Annotated in this window: 15 protein-coding genes; 1 reads left to right on the top strand and 14 read right to left on the bottom strand. The window is 48.2% G+C overall.

The genetic code is table 11. The annotated features are described in order from the left end of the window. Positions 1-19: 19 nt before the first annotated feature. Both ACI4WN_RS01405 and msrA read right to left on the bottom strand, forming a co-directional pair. Positions 20-868, bottom strand: a complete 849-nt coding sequence (locus tag ACI4WN_RS01405; protein ID WP_439776663.1) for a patatin-like phospholipase family protein — start codon at positions 866-868, stop codon at positions 20-22. Positions 869-911: 43 nt separating this feature from the next. Further along, positions 912-1451 carry a peptide-methionine (S)-S-oxide reductase MsrA gene (gene msrA, locus ACI4WN_RS01400; protein ID WP_439776652.1) on the bottom strand — a complete coding sequence of 180 codons (540 nt, stop codon included), beginning with the start codon at positions 1449-1451 and terminating at the stop codon, positions 912-914. A 258-nt stretch (positions 1452-1709) separates the two neighbouring features. Between msrA and ACI4WN_RS01395 the strand changes: the two genes are divergently transcribed. Next, on the top strand, positions 1710-3344 hold the full coding sequence (locus ACI4WN_RS01395) for an APC family permease (RefSeq protein WP_439776651.1): 1635 nt from the start codon (positions 1710-1712) through the stop codon (positions 3342-3344). A 62-nt stretch (positions 3345-3406) separates the two neighbouring features. On the opposite strand, the gene ACI4WN_RS01390 is transcribed toward ACI4WN_RS01395, so the two are convergent. From ACI4WN_RS01390 to ACI4WN_RS01335, 12 genes are all read right to left on the bottom strand, one after another. Next, on the bottom strand, positions 3407-4060 hold the full coding sequence (locus ACI4WN_RS01390) for an NAD(P)H-binding protein (RefSeq protein ID WP_439776650.1): 654 nt from the start codon (positions 4058-4060) through the stop codon (positions 3407-3409). 73 nt (positions 4061-4133) lie between these two features. Next, entirely contained in the window at positions 4134-4628 is a 495-nt protein-coding gene (locus ACI4WN_RS01385; RefSeq protein WP_439776649.1) for a low molecular weight protein-tyrosine-phosphatase, read from the bottom strand. A gap of 101 nt (positions 4629-4729) precedes the next feature. Then, a complete protein-coding gene (locus ACI4WN_RS01380) occupies positions 4730-8926 on the bottom strand; it encodes an EAL domain-containing protein (protein ID WP_439776648.1) in 4197 nt (1398 codons plus the stop codon). A gap of 41 nt (positions 8927-8967) precedes the next feature. Next, on the bottom strand, positions 8968-12564 hold the full coding sequence (locus tag ACI4WN_RS01375; RefSeq protein WP_439776647.1) for an EAL domain-containing protein: 3597 nt from the start codon (positions 12562-12564) through the stop codon (positions 8968-8970). 200 nt (positions 12565-12764) lie between these two features. Further along, on the bottom strand, positions 12765-13514 hold the full coding sequence (locus ACI4WN_RS01370; protein ID WP_439776646.1) for a hypothetical protein: 750 nt from the start codon (positions 13512-13514) through the stop codon (positions 12765-12767). A 7-nt stretch (positions 13515-13521) separates the two neighbouring features. Continuing rightward, positions 13522-13878, bottom strand: a complete 357-nt coding sequence (gene crcB, locus ACI4WN_RS01365) for a fluoride efflux transporter CrcB (RefSeq protein ID WP_439776645.1) — start codon at positions 13876-13878, stop codon at positions 13522-13524. Positions 13879-13880: 2 nt separating this feature from the next. Beyond that, positions 13881-14267 carry a fluoride efflux transporter FluC gene (locus ACI4WN_RS01360; protein ID WP_439776644.1) on the bottom strand — a complete coding sequence of 129 codons (387 nt, stop codon included), beginning with the start codon at positions 14265-14267 and terminating at the stop codon, positions 13881-13883. 145 nt (positions 14268-14412) lie between these two features. After that, positions 14413-16320 (bottom strand): copper-translocating P-type ATPase, encoded by a 1908-nt coding sequence (locus ACI4WN_RS01355; RefSeq protein WP_439776643.1) that lies wholly within the window; start codon positions 16318-16320, stop codon positions 14413-14415. Then, positions 16321-16596: a cupredoxin domain-containing protein gene (locus ACI4WN_RS01350; RefSeq protein ID WP_439776642.1), complete on the bottom strand. Its 276-nt coding sequence runs from the start codon at positions 16594-16596 to the stop codon at positions 16321-16323. It lies immediately after the preceding gene. After that, on the bottom strand, positions 16596-16970 hold the full coding sequence (locus ACI4WN_RS01345) for a cupredoxin domain-containing protein (protein WP_439776641.1): 375 nt from the start codon (positions 16968-16970) through the stop codon (positions 16596-16598). Before ACI4WN_RS01345 ends, ACI4WN_RS01350 begins: the two co-directional genes overlap by 1 nt. 40 nt (positions 16971-17010) lie before the next feature. Continuing rightward, the gene (locus ACI4WN_RS01340) at positions 17011-17469 is read right to left on the bottom strand and encodes a CopY/TcrY family copper transport repressor (protein WP_439776640.1); all 459 of its coding nucleotides are present in this window, start codon (positions 17467-17469) and stop codon (positions 17011-17013) included. A gap of 116 nt (positions 17470-17585) precedes the next feature. Continuing rightward, positions 17586-18581 carry a serine hydrolase domain-containing protein gene (locus ACI4WN_RS01335; RefSeq protein WP_439776639.1) on the bottom strand — a complete coding sequence of 332 codons (996 nt, stop codon included), beginning with the start codon at positions 18579-18581 and terminating at the stop codon, positions 17586-17588. Between the last annotated feature and the right edge of the window lie 98 nt (positions 18582-18679).

The raw sequence follows: 18679 nt of genomic DNA, 5'->3' as shown, positions 1-18679 counted from the left end.
AGGACTCACAAGAGTCCTTTTACTTTGCCAAAAATTCTTTCAGTTCAAAAATCCGCTTTTCTGCATCCCGGACCCCCACTTGGTAGACCGCCTTTAAGCGCTCAAGGTCTTTTTCTAAGGCACTGACATCGATGTCAGCCGTTGGCCGGAAGACGAAAAGGTTGCCCTTTTGCTCCTCTTGCGCGATGTAGTCAAGGCAGGCGTTATATTCCAGGTGCCGGACATGGAGGCGGCGGACAATAGCCGGGTACTTTTTGAGCAGGCGGTCAATCAAGGGCTGTAGCTTGTCGGCCTCTTTCCGGTAACCGGCAGGCTGGGTCAAGATCACGACATTTTTCTCGTAGCCTTGCTCTGTTAAAAAGCGGGCCGGGATCGAGTCGCTGACCCCGCCGTCAAAGTAGAGTCTCTGTCCAATCTTGACCGGCCGGGCAAAAAAGGGAATGGAGGCCGACGCCCGAATCCAGGAAACGTCCTCGCCCTTGCCATCTTTCAAGAGGTGGTAAACCGGCTGGGCGGTAGCCACATCGGTGGCTACGCACCAAAACTTCATCGGGTTTCTGGCGAAGCTGGCCGTATCAAAGGGGTCATAGTGCTCAGGAATCTGCCGGTAGCAAAAGTCCACCCCGTATAAGTCGCCGGTCGTAAAAAAGGACCGCCAGCTCTTAAACTGGGGCCAGGCCCCGTAGCGCATGATGTACCGGAGAACCCGTCCAGCTTGGAGAGACTTATAGTTGCAACCAAAGGTGACGCCGGCAGACACCCCAACAGCGCCATCAAAGGTGATGCCGTATCTCATCAAGACGTCGGTCACGCCCGCTGTATAAAGCCCCCGCATGGCCCCGCCTTCCATCACTAAGCCTTTTTTCACTTCATGCATCCCTTTCTGTACTTCCTGCTTATCAATTTGCTTGTTAATCTTCTTGCTTCCAGTGGTCTTCAATGAACTTTGCCCGCCCTTGCGCCTCTTCTAGGGCATAGCGCTCAGGATTTTTCTTGTAAAAATCTTGGTGGTAGTCTTCGGCTTCATAAAAAGGCGCGGCTGGCTCAATCTTGGTGACGATCGGATCATCGAAGCGGCCACTCTCAGCTAATTTTTTCTTTGAAGCTTCGGCCTGGGCCTGCTGCGCTGGCGAATTGTAAAAAATGACTGGACGGTAGTTGTCGCCCCGGTCTTGGAACTGGCCAGAAGCATCGGTTGGGTCCGTCACCTGCCAGTAGTAGTCCAAAAGCTTTTCATATGGCATCAATTCTGGATCAAAAACAATCTTGACAGCTTCGGTGTGGCCGGTCGTTTGGCTTTTGACCTGCTCGTAGGTGGGATTAGCCACGTGGCCGCCAGTATAGCCGGAAGTCACGCTAATGACGCCTGGCAGGCTGTCAAAGGGTTCAACCATGCACCAAAAGCAGCCTCCGGCAAAGATTGCGCTATCTAGTTTCTTCGTTTCATCCATTTTTCTGCCTCTTTTCTATTTTTTCATGAAAAGTTAATCATGCAAGTTAAAAGCTATTTTACACCAAAAGCTTGATAATTTCCTGATTTGCCTACTTACAATTAGTGCATTTTTTCATTGTTTTTTCGCTTTCAAGCCGGTAAAATATTTATGTTCAAAAGCGAATTATTATAGATTGGAGATGAAAATGCGCTCATTAAACAAGTCCCCGGGCAGCCTTCTTGTTAAAAAGCAATAATTTAACAGGAAGGACAATTTATGGACGATTTAACGAATGAAAAGGGAAAGTATATTTCCTGGCAAACGCTGGCAATGATGGCCTTTGTGACCGTGATTGGTCTAGAAGACATCATGTACAACTTCCAAAACCAAGGGATGGCCGTCATCACCTCCTGGGTTTTGATGATGTTCCTCTACGTGGTTCCTTATGCCTTGATCGTAGGGCACCTGGGGTCCGTCTTTAACAAAGAAGGCGGCGGCCTGTCCTCATGGGTCCGGGCAACCGACGGGGAATTTCTCGGCTACTTCACGGCCTGGACCTACTGGGCTGCTTCCATCCCCTACGTTGTCGACACCGCCAACTGCCTCTTGGTTGACGTAGGCTGGGGCCTAACGGGTACAGACGAATTTGAAGACCCCAAGTTTTTGTCAACGGCCATGTTTACGGCAATTACTTTCCTCATTTTCATTATCTTAACCTTGATTGAGCACAAGTTCTCTGAATCAATGGAAATTTTGGCCAATATCGGCGGCTGGGCCATGTTTGTCATGACCATCCTCTTTGTCTTGCTAGCTATGGCGGGCCTCGCCAAATCTGGCGGCAGAACCGCTACGCCATTTACTTGGAAGACGATCATACCGAAATTTGACCTCAAATACTTCTCAACCGTGGGGATGCTGATCTATGCCGTCAACGGCTCTGAACTAGTTGCTCCTTACGTTACCCGAATGAAGGATCCTAAGCGGGAATTTCCAAAGGCCATGATCGCTCTGGCCGTCATGACCTGCTTTTTGACCATTTTTGGCTCCATTGCCCTTGGCATCTACATCGATGCCAACCACATGCCTAACGACTTGAAGATGAACGGTGAATACTACGTCTTCGGCGCCATGGGCAAGCAGTTTGGCGTGGGCAAGCTGCTGGTTTACATCTACGCTTGGTCATCCTTCTTCTACAATGTGGCCCTCTTGTCTGTCCTTTTGGACGCCATGACCAGAATGCTGATTTCTGACACCGGCGACAAGTACATGCCGAAGTTTTTGAAAAAGACCAACAAGGACGGTCTGCCAATCAACGGCTACATCTTGACGGTCTTCCTCAGCGGCTTCATCATGGTCCTCGGGATCTTCTTGCCAGACATGAACGACATCTTCAACTGGCTCTTAAACTTAAACGGAATCATCTCCCCAGCCGTTACCTGCTGGATCTTCTACTCCTTCATGAAGGTTAGAGGGAAAAATTCAAAGAAGTATCCTTCAGTTTACCGCTACATCAAAAATGACACGGTGGCCTGGCTGGTCGGTCTCGCCCTCTTGGTCGTTACCGCCGTCGCCACGGTCTTAGGCTTTATGCCGCAAGACGTTAAGCAAGGCACCTGGGTTTGGTGGTACGAATTATCCATCAACATCGTGGCCTGCCTGGTCCTGATCGGTCTTGGCGGGATCTTCCCGGGCATTCGCCGGCGCGAAGAAGAATACGGTCTGGCCTTTGACAAGCAGCAATGGACCTGGATGATCGTGCTGGTTTTAGGCTCCATCACCTTCAACGTCTGGCTGGGCGGCACCAAGATTCACTTGCGGGCCCTCTACATCGTGATTGAATCCGTAGTTGCCCTCTTAGCTGTCTGGCTGATCGGCCGCCGGGTTCCCCAAGGTGCTAAAGTTGCTGAATAGCTGATAGCTGCATATTTTGCCAAAAAGAAAAAGACTTGCTCATGCAAGTCTTTTTTTCATGCCTAATAAACTGGTCGCTCATACCCGGCCGTTTCTGGCTGGGCAATCCCCACACTGGCATAAGCCAAGTAGCTGGGATCCGCCATAATCTTCAAAACCAGATCGGCAACGCTGACCCGGGAGACCGAGACGCCGACAAATTCCTGGTCTCTTTGGGTCAGGCTGTACTTGACGTCTGGCCAGTCGGTTAGGGCCGGCATTCTGATCAAGGTGTAGTTGACGCCGGCTTCTTCCAAGCGGTGGCCCGCCTCTCTAGCCGGCAAAAAGCGGCCGCTGCCGACCCACTCATCCACCCAGGTGCCGAATTCACCGACAATTTCATAATACAGCCCAGCTAAGCTTAATTCTACGATCCGGTCAAAGCCGTTTTCTTTTGATGCCTTGACCAAATTGCGGGTAATCCGGGTGAACTTTTTATCATCAACCTTGGCCAAAAAGACCAGATCGCAGTCCTTGGTGGCTTCCATAATGACTGCTAAATCGCTAGCCTTGCCAGGGATGATTTCAACTCTGGATGAGGCCAAATCCTGGATGAGTTCAGGCCGGTCAGTCACCAGGGTCAAATTGACGTCCTTAAACTGGTCATCGGCTAAAACTTGGTCAATGACCATCCGGCCAATGCGGCCAGTGGGGTGTAAAATCACAAATTTTCTCATTATTAAACCTACTTACATGTAACATTACTTTTTTACTTACATGTCGATTATAGCAGATTTGCCAGTTTAGCGCTTACTTCTCTTCTTGCTGATTTTCTACGATCTTGGCTAGCAGCCCCTCGCAGCCCCTTTTGATTTCCTTAAAGGCCGTCTCAAAGTCATTGCTGTACCAAGGATCATCGATGTCATTGTAGCTGCCGGCAAACTGCAAGAGCTTATACTCTTTCCGGTCCGGGTCGCCCCCGCAGATCTGATTTAAGGCCAAAAGATTTTCGTTATCCATGGCAACCAGGTAGTCATACTTGGCATAGTCTTCCTTAGTCGTCAGCTGGGCCCGGCGCTGGGTGAAGGGCACGCCTTGCTTGGTTAATTCTCGCTCAGCCCGCGGATCCATCAAGTTGCCTACGCCGCCGATGATTTCCTCGCTGCTGATGGCTTTAGAATCAACGCTAACCAACTTATCTAAGCCCTTTTCTGCCAGCAGCTGCTTCATGATGAATTCAGCCATAGGCGAGCGGCAGATATTGCCGTGGCAAACGAAGAGGATCTTAATTTGTTTTTCTTGCATATTTTCACTCTTTCCTGAAAAGGTAATGATTATTATACCATGATTATTTTGCCAGCAAAAAAGGAGACGCCTGTCTCCTTTTCTTTTACTTTTATCAAAAATTATGCTTCTGCTTTCATGCTATTGATTTCTTGGTCCAGCTGCCAGGCAACGTCTTGGACATGGCGCGGGTATGGACAAGGCTTGCCAGCCACTTTCAGTTTAACTGGATCACTCGTCTTTAAGCCTTCTCTCACAGCTGCCATTTTGGCATCCAGCTCTGCTTGCTCAGCCTCTGGCATCACTGCTGCAAAGAGCTTACCGCCAATCCGGTAGAGCTGGTGGACGTCAAAGTACTGGTTCAAGAAGTCAGCCGTATTTTGCAAGAGCAGGTTCCCTTCTTGCGGGCCATGACTGGCATTGAATGCTTGCAGGTTGTAGAGGTCAAAGTAGATCAAAGATGATACTTGCCGCTGCTCCTTAAGCTTGTCTAATTCCGCACTAAAGGCTGCCTGGTTGCCCAAGGCCGTCAAGTGGTCGCTTCCCCGGCTTGGGTCCAATTGTCTCAGCCGGAGCATCGCAGCCAATTTGGCTGCCAGATACTTGCTGTATTCGCTCAAGAGGTCCTTAGCATAAGCCAGGCGGTCAGCGTCAAAGTTTTCCACGCCAATATAGCCTAAAAGCTTTTGCCCGCTAAAGAGTGGGAACATCAGGATCCGGACATTCTTCCGGTTGATTTCATAAAGCTCCCGGTCAAAGCGAAGGCGCTCCATGTCACTGATCAGCAGGAAGTCTTTACCAGCCCGCAAGTTTTCCAGGTATTCTGGCAGCTTTGCGGCTAGGCGATTAGACATCCGGCCAAGCAGACTCTTGCCCTTGGTCCATTCGGCTTCCACTTCGATCTTGCCATCTTCGTTGGCCAAGGTGTAAACCCGCTCTGGCTCAAGCAAGCTGGCGATCTGCACCATGGAGAAGTTGATTTCTGAAGCCGCATCCTCTGGCCCGTTTAAGCTGCGAGCCAAGGCACTGACCTGACTGTTTACGTTGCCAGTCTTTAAAGACTTCAGCTTCACATCGTTATCTTCAATCTTGGTAAAAGCAAAGGCCACGCAGCCCGGCAGAGTTGCCGGCAAAACAGTGAATTCCGTCCAAGCCTGCATATGCTTGGAATACAGCCGCTCGGACCGGGCCCGGCTGGTTCTTAACACATCCAGCGGCAGGTTGACCCAGGCCAGGTTGCCGCCTGCTAAGACTTCAGTCATTCTCTTGCCTAAGAGGTCATTCTTAGCTAGGTCAACTTGAGCCGTAAAGGCCCGGTTAACCGAGACAATTTCACATTCAGCCTGGTCTTTATCGTTGTCATAGTATGGCCGAACGACAAAGTAAGGAAGCGGCAGGTTGTCAAATTCGTTATTGTCCACTTGGCTGTTGCTTCTTTGACTGGACAAGACGACCACCTTCAAGAGACACTTGCCCTCAATGTTGGCGATCATCTGGAAGCTCAGCTGGTAGCTTAATGAACCCGCCTCAAACAGAATCTTTCGCTCATGGCTAGACCGCTTAACCACATTGGCCACTTCGAGCAAGTGGTCCAGTTCTGCCTGGTTGTCCCAAGCCAAGTCGTGCTCACCAATCAAGCTGACGCCAATTTGCGCTACAAAGGACCGGAAGCCCCCATTCATGTAGTAGGACTTAAAGTTTTGTCCGTCAATGGCTAATAAAGCCAGTGGCTGAGCAACATTGACATCAACTAAACCAGCCGTTTCAAAGAAGGAGCTTTCTGCCGCACTTTCCCAGTCAACGTTTAGTTCATCCAGACGGTCAACCACTTCGCTAAAGGTATTTGGCTTGCCGTAGTAGTAGCCTTGTACCACTTCACAGCCGACCGACTTCAAGAAGGCGATTTGTTCCTTGGTTTCCACCCCTTCACAGAGGGTGTGGACGCCCAGGCTCTTGGCCATGGAGATCAAAGGTTTTACGACCTTTTCACTCTTTTCGTCAAACTTGCGCATGAAGATCATGTCCAGCTTGATTTCGTCAAAGCCATATTCCTTCAAAGTGTTTAAGGATGAAGCCCCGCTCCCGAAGTCGTCCATCAAGACCTGGAAGCCGTTTTGGTGGAAGCGGTCGATGGCCCGCTTGATCTTGATCGGGTCTTCGGTCAGGATCGTTTCTGTGATTTCCACCCGCAACATTTCCCGGGGAATATCGTACTTTTTCACCAGATCGAGCAAGATCTGGTTGGGGTCACTGGTTACAAAGTCGGTTCGAGACAGGTTAAAGGAAATTGGCACCATCTTTAAGCCTTGGTCCAGCCGGCTCTTGATCAGCTTAATCGCTTCCTCTAAGACATAGAGGTCCAGCTTGTAAGTCAGGTTGCTGTCCTCCAAAACCGGCACAAAGCGGCCTGGCGACATAAAGCCGCGGATAGGGTCATTCCATCTAGCCAGGGCTTCCAGCCCATTCAATTTGCCGTTCATCAGGTGCACTTGCGGCTGGTAGTAAACCTGAATATCGCCATTTTGAATGGCATCGTCGATGTGGTCGACAACGAACTTGGTGTATTCAGCTTGTTCACTGAATTCGGCCGTGTAGACTTGGTAGCAGTTTTCTGCCCCATCCTTAACTTCGTCACAGGCAGTTTTGGCATAGTCGTATTCTGTTTCAACCGACTTGCTGCCGTCTGAGTAGTAGATACCGGCCTTCAGGTACAGCTTGAAGGACATGTCAATTTGAGCTACCAATTGGTTAGCCTTTTCTACCTTGGCAATCGAATTTTCATCGTCAAAATCAAAGATGACAAAGTGGTCATTACCAAAGCGGGCTAAGTTCTCTTCGCCAAACACGCTCTTCAAAATGTCAGCAACCTGCTTCAAGCATTCGTCACCTTTTTCGTGACCATTGATGACGTTGTAGAGCTTGAACTTGGCCAAGTTGACATAGATGACTGCTGGCATCAAGGATGGATCCTCTTCCCGCTCCTTGCTGATTTTTTCAGTCAGGTAGTACTGAGTATAAAGACCAGTCAGCTGGTCGTAGTTGACCATCTCGGTATAGGTATCGTCTTGTCCCTGTCGCTTCATGACGGTCAGCTCTGAAATAAAGAACTGCACAAACAGCGCCAATTGAGTCAAAAAGAAGCCATAGCGGGTAAAAGGATACGCGCTGATCGCAACCCCGTAATAAGCAAAACGCTGGGTAAATAGATCACTAACAATACAAATGATCATGACCACAAAGAAGGCAAAATAAGCCCAGTGGACATCCCGGCGAATCTTAAAGTCATCCCCAGAAAACTCAGGATCCTCCTTATTTTCAGCAATTTCTTGCTTTTGCAGTTTTTTCACTTGCACATAGTCAAGTACCTGAATTACTAAACCGCTGAGATAAGCCAGGCCAACAATTCCGATCAAGACCGGCAAATCACCGTTAAAGTCAATGCCATGCGCCAGCTTGTTATATAAAACGTAAACTGTCGAAACCGCCGTCAAGCCAAAGGCATAGAGGGCATTGCTCTCCTTGCGAAATTCCAGTTGCTCGTTGATCATGGTCACCAGCAAAAATGGCAAAGCAACCAGTACCGGATAGGTAAAGAGTCGCCAAATCCGATAGTGACCAAAAATTGCTGTTAATTGCAGCTCGCTTTGCATCTGCATCAAGGCACAAAGAACCACGGTTATCGCGTAGTAAATCAAGCTGCGCTTAATCTTCTCAGTGAGCGGGGCAAAGAAGGCAAAGAAAATCGAGATGATCCCTAAGACTACTTCCACAACCGCCAGCAAGATCACGTTAGCATTTCTTTGAATATAGCGGCTGTAAAAGGCGCCTTCCGTCCCGAGGCTAGAATGGGTGATTTGTCCGGTTCCATAATAAAAGCCGGTCAGCTTAACACGGAGCTTTTTGCCAGCATCGCTCTTGGAAATGGCGATGTTATTGGTAAAAGCCTCGCGGTGCTCGGTAAAGTTGAGCCAATCAGCAGCAATCTCGGTGTGGCTGCTGTAAACATGCTTATTCCCAATATAAGCGTCAACCTGCTTGACATTGTTAGAGAAAAAGATCACGTACTGGCCACCGTTGATCTTCTGCGGCAGCTGGTAGTACAGGTTGACCACCTTTTTACTAGTAGGGGTAATGTGGTTGACGTCAACCTTTTTCCCTTGGGCATTGGTCCATTTATTTTGCAAAGAGCTTAAGGGGTCCGTAGCATACATCCCGCCAAAGGCCGTTGGCCCCTGCCCAACAAAGCTGAGAATGGCAAATATTGCCACGATACAAAAGACAATGGCTGAATAGATAGTATTGCTTCTTACCTTTTTCATGCTTAATCCCAGCTTTCACTTCTTGATACTCGTCCTGCGTCTTACCGGTAGCGCTTGTGCGTTTGGTAGTATGCTTCCTTATTGCGCTGCATGGCACGGTCCGCCTCTTCAACTGTCTGCTCTAATTGGTGAGAATCCTGGCACCAGGCTCTCCCAACTGAAATCGATGGCGCATCTTGGCTGTTTAAGGCATCGAGGAAAGTTTGATAGTCTTTATCAAAAATTTCTTTAGAGTTGCGGTCATCAACCACCACAAACTCATCCCCGCCAACCCGGTAAACCATCTTCCGGCTGAAGTATTGCAAGATGAACTTGCTTGTCTTGATCAACAGGTTGTCGCCAGCCTCATGACCAAAGTTGTCGTTTGCCTCCTTCAAGCCGTTTAAGTCCATATAAATTATACCAATTTCCCTAGAGTTTTTGCTCTTTTGGTAGTGATTCAGCTTAGCAAAATATGGGTGCCGGTCGTTTAAGCCAGTCAAAACGTCCGTATCTCTCTGCTTTTCTAACCGGCGACCAGTAATCTTGGAGCCAAAGAAATCAGAAACCAGTTCAATCAGGTTCTTGAAGTCAAGGTTTAAATCCAGGTTGATATTTTCAACCAGGATCAAGCCCCGAACTGCGCCTCTTTCATAAAATGGTGCCAGCAAGACGTTTTCCAAGTGGTAGTCAGCTGGGTAGGAGGCAACAATCTCTGGCAGAGCTTTTTGAATTTGAACTGGATCAGTTAACAAATAGCTGTCTTCTCTTGACAGTTCAGCAATGCCAAAGCCGGCTGAATCATTGTCAAAGCTCATTTTCTGCTGCTTAGCCTGCACCTGGGCAAGACCGTCCTTAGTCCAGCTATAGGCATTTCTAACAAAGCTGCCATCTGCTTCCATCAGGGAAACCCGGTCAGCTTCTAAGTCTTCGCCCAGTTTAGCCAGGCCTCTTTGGAGCGACTGCTTAAAGTCATTGTTTTCGACGTTTAAAATTTCAGAAATTTGCAGGATTTCACTGGTCGTTTGCTGCTTTTTCTGAATTTCCACCTCTTTTTGCTTTTGGTCGTCAATGTTGATCATGGCTAAAGAATATGCATCTGGTACAGATGCTGGAGCGATGACGTATTCATACCAGTGTCCATCCCCTCTTTGCATGATGCCAGAGTGGCTTTGCCCATTCTTGGCCCTTAATAGTTCTCCCATCCAAAATGCAAGCTCATCGTTTTGATGGAAAAGGGAAATCCGGTTTCCTAACAGCTCCTCGCGGCCAAAGCCGATGATTTCGGAATAAGCCTGGTTGACATAAACATACTGCATGTCAATGATTTTCTTATGGTCATAAATTGGGCTGACCGTGACAAAGGGAATTGGCAAGTCCCGGTACTGGTCGGTATTAAGGTTAAAGGCGGCAGTCTTGCCCAAGTCATGTTTTTGCTTTTGCTGGTAGACCTGGTTGGCATTATAAGACGTTAAAACGTCAACGATGGCATAGGCATTGGTGTAAGGATTATAAGACATCAAGCGCTGGTAGCCTTCCACATACAGGCCGTTAGGGTAGCTATGGACCCCGTAGTGCCATTCAGTCTTGTGGCTTTCCCAGTATTCTTCCTTGATCCAGCGGTCCAATTCTTGGTACAGCTGCTTGCCCACGTTTGTCATTTCCGTGGCAAAAGGATGCTCTTCAAGGTCCTGTTGCGTAACCGCCCCGCAGCTAAGCAGGTATTGGGTGTAGCCTTCGTTTCCTCTTAAATAGTGCAATTTGCCGTTTCGGTATTCCAAAAAGCCCAGCGGCGTTCCCTTAAAGTAGCGGTCAAAAATCATGTCTGGCTGCTCAAAGGTGAGGAAATGATCCTGGATCGGTTCAATAAATTGCGGCTTTTCTAGACTCATCATCCCGATGCCGTTATAGTAGTTGGATTCAACCAGCTGCTCGACGTTGGCATTTGGTCCCTTGACCCAGGTATTAAAGGCTTTGGCAAAAGGCAGCGGCTGACCAAAGTAGTAGCCTTGCGCTGCTGAGCAGCCGATTTCTCTCAAGGTCAGCAGCTGCTTGGCATTTTCCACGCCGCCGACCACCGTATCGATCCCCAGTTCTTCAGCCAGCTCAATCATCTTTTTCAAGACTTTCTTAGATCGATCAAAGTTGTCATCAGTGATGAAGCTGGCATCAAATTTGATACAGGTAATTGGCAGATCATCCTTCATGATGCTGATCGATGAATAGCCTTCGCCAAAGCTGTCCACCCAAACGGAAAAGCCATGCTCGTAGAAGATCTTCATCTGGTCCTTGATTTTTTCTGAATTAAGGTGGCGAATATCGTTGCTAATTTCGATGACTAAGAGCTGCTTGTCTAAGCCGCTCGCCTCAAAGCGACTCACAATTTCTTCAGCCATATTGTACTGCTCAAATTCTGAGCTAAAGAGGTTGACCGAAATCGCAATATCCTCGCAGCCCCGGTCCTGCATCGTCTTTAAGTCCGCGATTACCCGGTCAATCATGTAGAGGTCCATCTTATAAAGGATCCCCGCCCGGTCTAAAATCGGCACGAACTGCTCGTTCATCAAGAGCCCCTTGTCTGGCACCCGCCATCTGGCCAAGGCTTCCCAGTTGCCCATTTGCCCGTTTAAGATGCGGACGATTGGCTGGTAAAAAGGCTCAATCCAGCCTTCTTTTAAGGCCCGGTCAAAATTCTTTAGAACATAGTTTTCCAGTTCCAAGTCATGCTGCTTTTCCTTGCTAAAGTAAGTGACGTGCGACTTGGCACTGCGTTCATAGTTGCAGGCTGATTTAACAAAATTGCAGCTTTCCGCAATATCGTCATAAGCAAGGTTGACGCTGTCATAAACGCCGATTCTGACGTTTAGACTCTTGCCACCATTAATGGTCTGGCATTCCTCAATAAAGTCTTTCAGTCTTTGATCAAGATTAGTATCTTCGGTATAAGCATAGAATTCGTCTTCGTTGAAATGGCCACAATTTTCAATGCCAAAATACTTTCTCAGCAAATTGGCAAAAGCCTTCAGGAGCTGGTTGCCTTCTCGGTAGGAATAACGAACATTATAATGGCTAAAGCCAATCAGGTTAAAGGCGAGGAGCACCGGCTGCTTGTTTATTCGCAAAAGGGCCTTGGTCCCAGCGTCTGCCAGTTCATAGAAATAAGACATATTAGGCAGACCAGTCACGCTATTGTAGCGGCTGTCGACGTTAAGGAGACAGTAAGAAGCTGATTTCAAAGGTATCTTTAGTCTTTTTTCTTGATCCAGTTTTTGCAGCTTCTTTAAAGACAGGGTCGTTGCCCAAAAAAGGATCATCTCCTGCCCCTCGCAGCTGACCTTTTCACCTTGGACCTGCATCAGACAAAAGTCTTTTTCAGCAGGGAGCTTGATGCGAAACTGGTTTTCATAAAGCGTCTCTTCACTATCCATAAAAGCATAGAAGTCTTCTTGGACTTCAGCAATTTCATTCATGGCAATGCCCATGTAAGGATCACGGCCTAAAATATCAAGGAGTTCTTCTTGATCAAGCTTATATAAGTGGCAAAAACCATTAGACAAGGCAACCGGAACTAAGCGGCGGTTAATAAATTGGCAAAGTGCTATTACCGCCTCATTATTCGTGATATCTTCTTTATGAATTTCTCTAAGCTGCTTTTTCATCTTTTCTCCTTAAACCGTGCTTTATCCGCTAAGCTACCCTGATTTTCAGGAATCAATAATTAATCAACTTTTAATTTGTTTGGTGAATAGCAATAAAGCACCAATTTAAACTTATTTTAACTATTATATATTACCAATTTCCGAACGGCAAGTTAAAGAAAATTAAGCGCTTACTATTGATTGGAATAAAAAACCGAGGATTAATCCTCGGTTTCGGTAATTTTCTTTACTTTTTGTTCCTTGCCCCGCCAGTTTTGCCAATCTTGGTAAAAAAGAAAGGCCACTAAGATTAGGGCGATTGCAAACCCGGCAACGCTGCGCCAAGAATAATTGAACCAGATCTTGCTGTAAACTTCCTGCTGGGCCAGCTTAGTCAGGTAGTTGCAGATAAAGACCTGAAAGCCAAAAGCACTAGCTGAGCCAAGCAAAACTGGTAGCCAGGATAAATGCCGGTTAAAGATCAGCAAGGCTACGCCCAAAATGTACAAGAAGCAGACAACCCACAAAGACAGCTGGTAGATCTGGGTGATCTGCTGGAGCTCTGACTCATGCTGCTTGAGCTCACTATTGACTAGGTACAAGATGATTTCTGATAGAAACTTTTGCAGACTATTTTTAGCCGGCAGCTTCAAGTCTGACGACTTAAGCTTTTGGTTTTCCCGGTAGCGAACCACCAAGTGGTAAAGGCTCAAATAGGATTCACTCAGCGAAACCTTTTTGGGCAATTCCTTGACCAAGTCATCTTTCAATCCGGAGTTAATAGCCGCATTGGCTGCCATCGACATGGCGGTGGGCTTTTTGGAATTGGCGAAATTTTCGATCGTGTCTGATGCGAAATCCTTGGCATCATCGATTTTAAAGGTCACTGGACTGGTCAACAGCGCTGCTAGAGAAAGGATCGCCAAGAAAGTGCAGATGACTTTTCTAAAAGTTAGAGAGTTTTTCTTCATAGGTTTCTTACAAGCCGCCTAGAGCATAACCTAGGGTTACTAAAGCTAAGCCGCCAAAGTAGCTGGCAAGCAGGTAGAATTTCAAGGTGCGCTTTTGGCCGCTACCTGCCAAAGACAGCATTTCCACGTTCAAAGTAGAAAAAGTGGTATAGCCGCCCAGCACCCCGGTGCCCAGCAAGGCATACCAAAAAACGCCCAGGTTTAGCCGGAACAAAAGTCCTAGCAAAAAGGCCCCGGTCAAGTTGATCAGCAAGGTTGGCCAGGGAAAAGCAGACCGCTTCATCCAGTGCTTCTTGCCGTAATTCGTAATCGCATAGCGCAAAACTGCGCCAAAACTGGCGCCAAAAGCTGCCGCAAAGACCATCTCTAGCTCCTTTCTATCATTTTTTGACTGACTGCCAGTGCTGCCTTTTTACCCAACAAGGCAAAAAGAAAGCCGCAGATAATGCTGAGCAGAAAATAGAGCAAGGCCCCCAGGCTCTGCCCAGCTGCCAGCAGCTTCAAAGTGTCCAGGTTAAAGCTGGAAAAAGTGGTAAAAGCACCCACAAAGCCCGTGCTTAACCCGGTCACCAGCCAGTCTTTCGTAGTCGTGATCTTCAAGAACAGGTAAGTTAAAAAAGCGAGTAAAAAGCAGCCCAAGAGATTGCCGGCAAAGGTGCCGTAAAAGGAAAACTGCTGGTTTAAGCCGTAGCGCGCTGCCCCGCCCAAAAAGGCAAAAAAAGCCACGCTAAGGTATTTCTTAATTGATTCCAAAATTGCTCCTAACTAACGAATGTTTCTTTGAATAACACACTTATTATTAGCATACAACATAAAGCGCTTTAAAGGCAAACAAAAAAGTGAAATCGATCACACCGATTTCACTTGATTTTTGTCTAAATTTTTCCTGGTCTTTACTTTAGCTAGCTTGCCCAGCGATCTTGACCCAGTTGAGCATGAGTGAAGACGTGACCACCGAAACTGAACTCAAAGCCATGGCTAGGCCAGCCAGTTCAGGGCTTAAGCTGATGCCAACCCCCACTAAGACGCCAGCCGCAATTGGAATCCCAATCAGGTTGTAGATCAGAGCCCAGAACAAGTTGAGCTTGATCCTTTGGAAGGTCTTCTTGGCTACGTCCAGAGCTCTTAACACGCCCTTCAGGTCGTTTTTGACCAAGACAATGCCTCCGGCTTCTTTAGCCACATCAGTCCCGGTCCCCATGGCGATGCCAATGTCAGCGGTAGCTAAAGCAGGAGCATCATTGATTCCGTCCCCAGCGAAGGCTACTACGCCATCTTTTTTCAGTTCTTCAATGGCTTCGGCCTTTTCCTTGGGCAAGACGCCAGCGATTACCTGGTCTAGGCCCAGTTCTTGGCCGATGGCGCTAGCCACGGCTGGGTTGTCCCCAGTCAGCATTACGGTCTTGATCTTGCGCTCTTTCAGCTGCTGGATCACGCTCTTGGCTTCTGGCTTTGGCGCGTCTTGCAGAGCCAAGAGGCCGACGGTTTCGCCGTCCTTTTGCACATAAACGACAGTCTTGGCTTCTTTAGCTAAGGCTTCGCCTTTTTTGGCCAAAAAGCTATTACCGGCAAATTCAGCTTTGCCGACTTTCACTACTTGGCCATTGATCATCCCTTTGACGCCCTGGCCTTCAACTGCGGCAAAATCGGCAACTGGCAATAAAGACAACTTAGCCTTTTTGGCCTGGTCCACAATGGCGCTGGCCAAGGGGTGCTCAGAACTGGCTTCAAGGCTGGCTGCTAAGAGCAAAGCGTCTGAGTCGCCTACTTGATCAACCACTTGCGGGTGACCTTCCGTCAAGGTACCAGTCTTGTCAAAGACTAAAATGTCAACCTTAGCAGCTTTTTCCAAGACTTCCCCGTCCTTGATGAGCACCCCTAAGCGGGCACTGCAGCCGCTGCCAACCAAGAGAGCAGTTGGCGTTGCCAGGCCCAAGGCACATGGGCAGGCAATCACAACCACGGACACGGCAAAGAGCATGGCCTGCACCGGGTCACCGCTGATCAGGTACCAAACCGTAAAGGTCGCAATGCTCAAGATCAAGACGATCGGCACAAAGTAGTTGGAGATTTGGTCGGTCAACTTTTGGATCGGTGCCCGGGAATTTTGTGCCTTTTTCACCACGTCCATGATCTGAGACAGCATGGTGTCCTTGCCGACTTTTTCGGCTTCCATGATCAGCATCCCTGACCCGTTGACGGTCGCCCCAATCACGCTGTCGCCAGGAGCCTTTTTCACCGGCATGCTTTCGCCGGTCACCATGGCTTCGTCGATGGCGCTTTGTCCTTCTAAGACCTTGCCGTCAACCGGCACCTTTTCACCCGGCCGCACCTTGATGATGTCGTCAGGGACCACTTCGGCCAGCGGAATCTTGACAAATTCACCGTTTCGCTTGACTTCGGCTTCTTTCGCCTGTAGGTCCATCAGCTTGCTTAAGGCTGCTTCAGCGTTAGCGTGCATCTTTTCTTCCATGGCATCGCCTAAAAGGACGAAGATCAAGACAAAGGCTGCACTTTCAAAGTAGACTGCCCGGCCCGTGAAATAGGCAAAAACGCTGTAGAGGTAGGTAATGGAGGTCCCAACCGCAACCAGGGTGTTCATGTTGGCCAGGTGCCGCTTAAAAGCAGCCCAGGCGCTGACGATATAAGGCTTTGCCGCAATCAGCATGATCAAGGTCGTAGCAATCAAGCTGTATTCCCGGCTAAAGGGCAGCATCACGTGCCCCAGCATCAAGATCATCTCCGCCAGCATGGGCAAGGCCAAGACTAGGCACAGCCAAAAGCGGCGCCAATTAGTCATTTTCATCTAGTCCACCACGATCTTTCCATGAAACATGTCCATCCCGCAGGCAAAAGGAATTTCGCCTTTTTGATCAGTCGGAATGGCAATTTGGTGCTTGCCTGGGGCAAAAAGGTCCAGCTTTTGGTCTAAAGACTTGAAGTCAACTTCCCGCAAGCAGGCATTGTCGTTTTTTACTTTAAAAGTAATTTCGGCAGGCTTGCCCTGCTTAAAATGGATTTCACTGGGCTCATAGCCCTTGTCAACAACGATGGTTTGCTTTTGCTTGTTTGAAAAGAACATTATTGTACGATCACCTTTCCATGAAACATGTTCATCCCGCAGGCGTAGTCAATTTCGCCCTTCTTGTCGGTTGGGATAACGATCTTGCTTTCTTTAGCTAAAGTTAGGTCTTTGTCGACCCCTAAGTCTGGGAAAACCACGTGGCTCAGACAGGCCGTTTGGTCTTCCATGTCAAAAGTAATTTCAGCTGGCACGCCCTGCTTTAAGTACAAGACTTCCGGTTCATAGCCGCCCTTAACGACGACGCGGCCTGCTTGCTGGCCATTGATGATTTCAGCATGGGCCTGCTTTTGGTCAAAGTTGCCGAAAAACCACCAACAAATTAGGGCTGTCAAAGCCAGGGCTATCGCTACCACAAGGATCTTGATCAACATCCGATTTACCTTCTTCTATTTTTCTAGTTCAAAATATCTCTTATTTCTCAGCCTTCATCGTCATTTCTTCCATTGCTGGATGGCAGGCCGCTAAGCAGTTGCAAGGCACTGTCTCAGGGGCAGTTTGCTTCTTTTCTTCCAGTTTTGCGGCCAGCAAGGAGAGATCGCCCTGACTAAGCGGAATCTCGTCTAAGAGCCGGAGCAAAACCGCCCCCTTATGCATGTCGCACATGGTTGACAGTTCAGCCTTCAGGTTTTGGTACATGCCTTCTTCTTCACTTAGCTTAGCCTTATAGGAAAAGCGGTGACCAGTTCTGGCCACTTCCAGGTAGTCTTTTTCAACCAGCCGGCGCAGCAGCGTCTTAGTTGTTGATGCGCTCCAGCCGTATTTTTGCTCTAGCTGGTCAACCACCTGGCTGCTGGTCACTTCGCCCAGCGACCAGACGATCCGCATTGCCTGCCATTCGCTGCTGGAAATCTGACAATCTTTTTCACTCATGATTTTTGCCTCCCTTAGCAATCTTTATAAACATGTTTATCGTGATCTATCTTTTCACTTTCTTTTTGTCTACATCTGTAAACTACATAATTATTTTAGCACAATGTTTACACTTGTCAACCTATTCGGTACTGGACGCCAAAAAAGCTGGCTGTCGCTTGTCGTCTGGCCTCTTGCCAGGCGGTATTGCCCCTTTTTGGGTAAACGGCATTGGCCAAAATAATTATCGCTCGCTTATTGTCTAAATCGATCCCTAAGCCTGGGCCGGTAAAGCCGGTATGCCAGTAGAACTTTTTCCCGGCTTGCCAGCGGATCCAGGCCAGGGTCCGCTCAAAGACATCATAGTCAACTAAAGATTGAATTACTGGACTAGTTTTGCTTTTTTCCAGATAGAATTTGCTAAAAAGAACTAGGTCATCCAGACTGGAAAAAAGCCCTGCATGGCCCGCAACGCCGCCCATCTGGTAGGCGGTTTCGTCATGGACGCTGCCCCAAACCCAGCCGCGCTCTTTGGTGATTTCAGTTGGGACGATGCGGCTTTTCTCTGCCTTTGGCAAAAAGCCGGTGTTTTGCATCCCAACTGGCAAAAAGATTTTTTCTTTTAAGTAACGGTCTAATGGTTCACCAGTCACTATTTCCAAGATTTTGCCAAGCACGATAAAATTCAAATCGGAATAAACCGAGTCCGTCCCGGGCTGGTAGACCTGCCGACTAGCTTTTACCGCCTCCCAGACGGCTTGGGGGCTGTCATATTGCCAAACATTGTCTAAGTCTGGTGCCAGGCCGCTGGTGTGGAGCAAGAGCTCCTTGATCGTTATCTGGTCAAAGCCAGTGGCAAAAAAGTCACCAACTTGGTCCTCCAAGCGAATTTTTCCTTGATCTAGCAAGCCAAAAATCCCGCTGGCGGTCCCCACCACCTTGGTAAGAGAAGCTAGGTCATAGAGCATGCCTGGTGCCAGCTGCGGTCCATCTTGATAGCTCGTTCCTAGGTAGTGACTAAGAGTCTGCTCTTCATCAACCACCGCGTAAGAAACGCCGCTGATAATGCCTTTTTTAATCGTCTGGTCAAAGATCTCCTTTATCTTTTGATCAATTTCCTTTAATTCCATCATTTTACTTTCTCCTGGCTGTTAACCTTAAAGCAAAAAAGGGCAAATCTGTTGATTTACCCTTTCTCACTTATTCAATAACAATCTCTACTCTTTTTTCT

Source organism: Lactobacillus sp. (assembly GCF_051893255.1).
In the GTDB taxonomy this organism is placed as follows: Bacteria; Bacillota; Bacilli; order Lactobacillales; family Lactobacillaceae; genus Lactobacillus.
The sequence above is the reverse complement of the archived record's forward strand: the minus strand, read 5'-3'. Positions and strand labels throughout refer to the sequence as shown.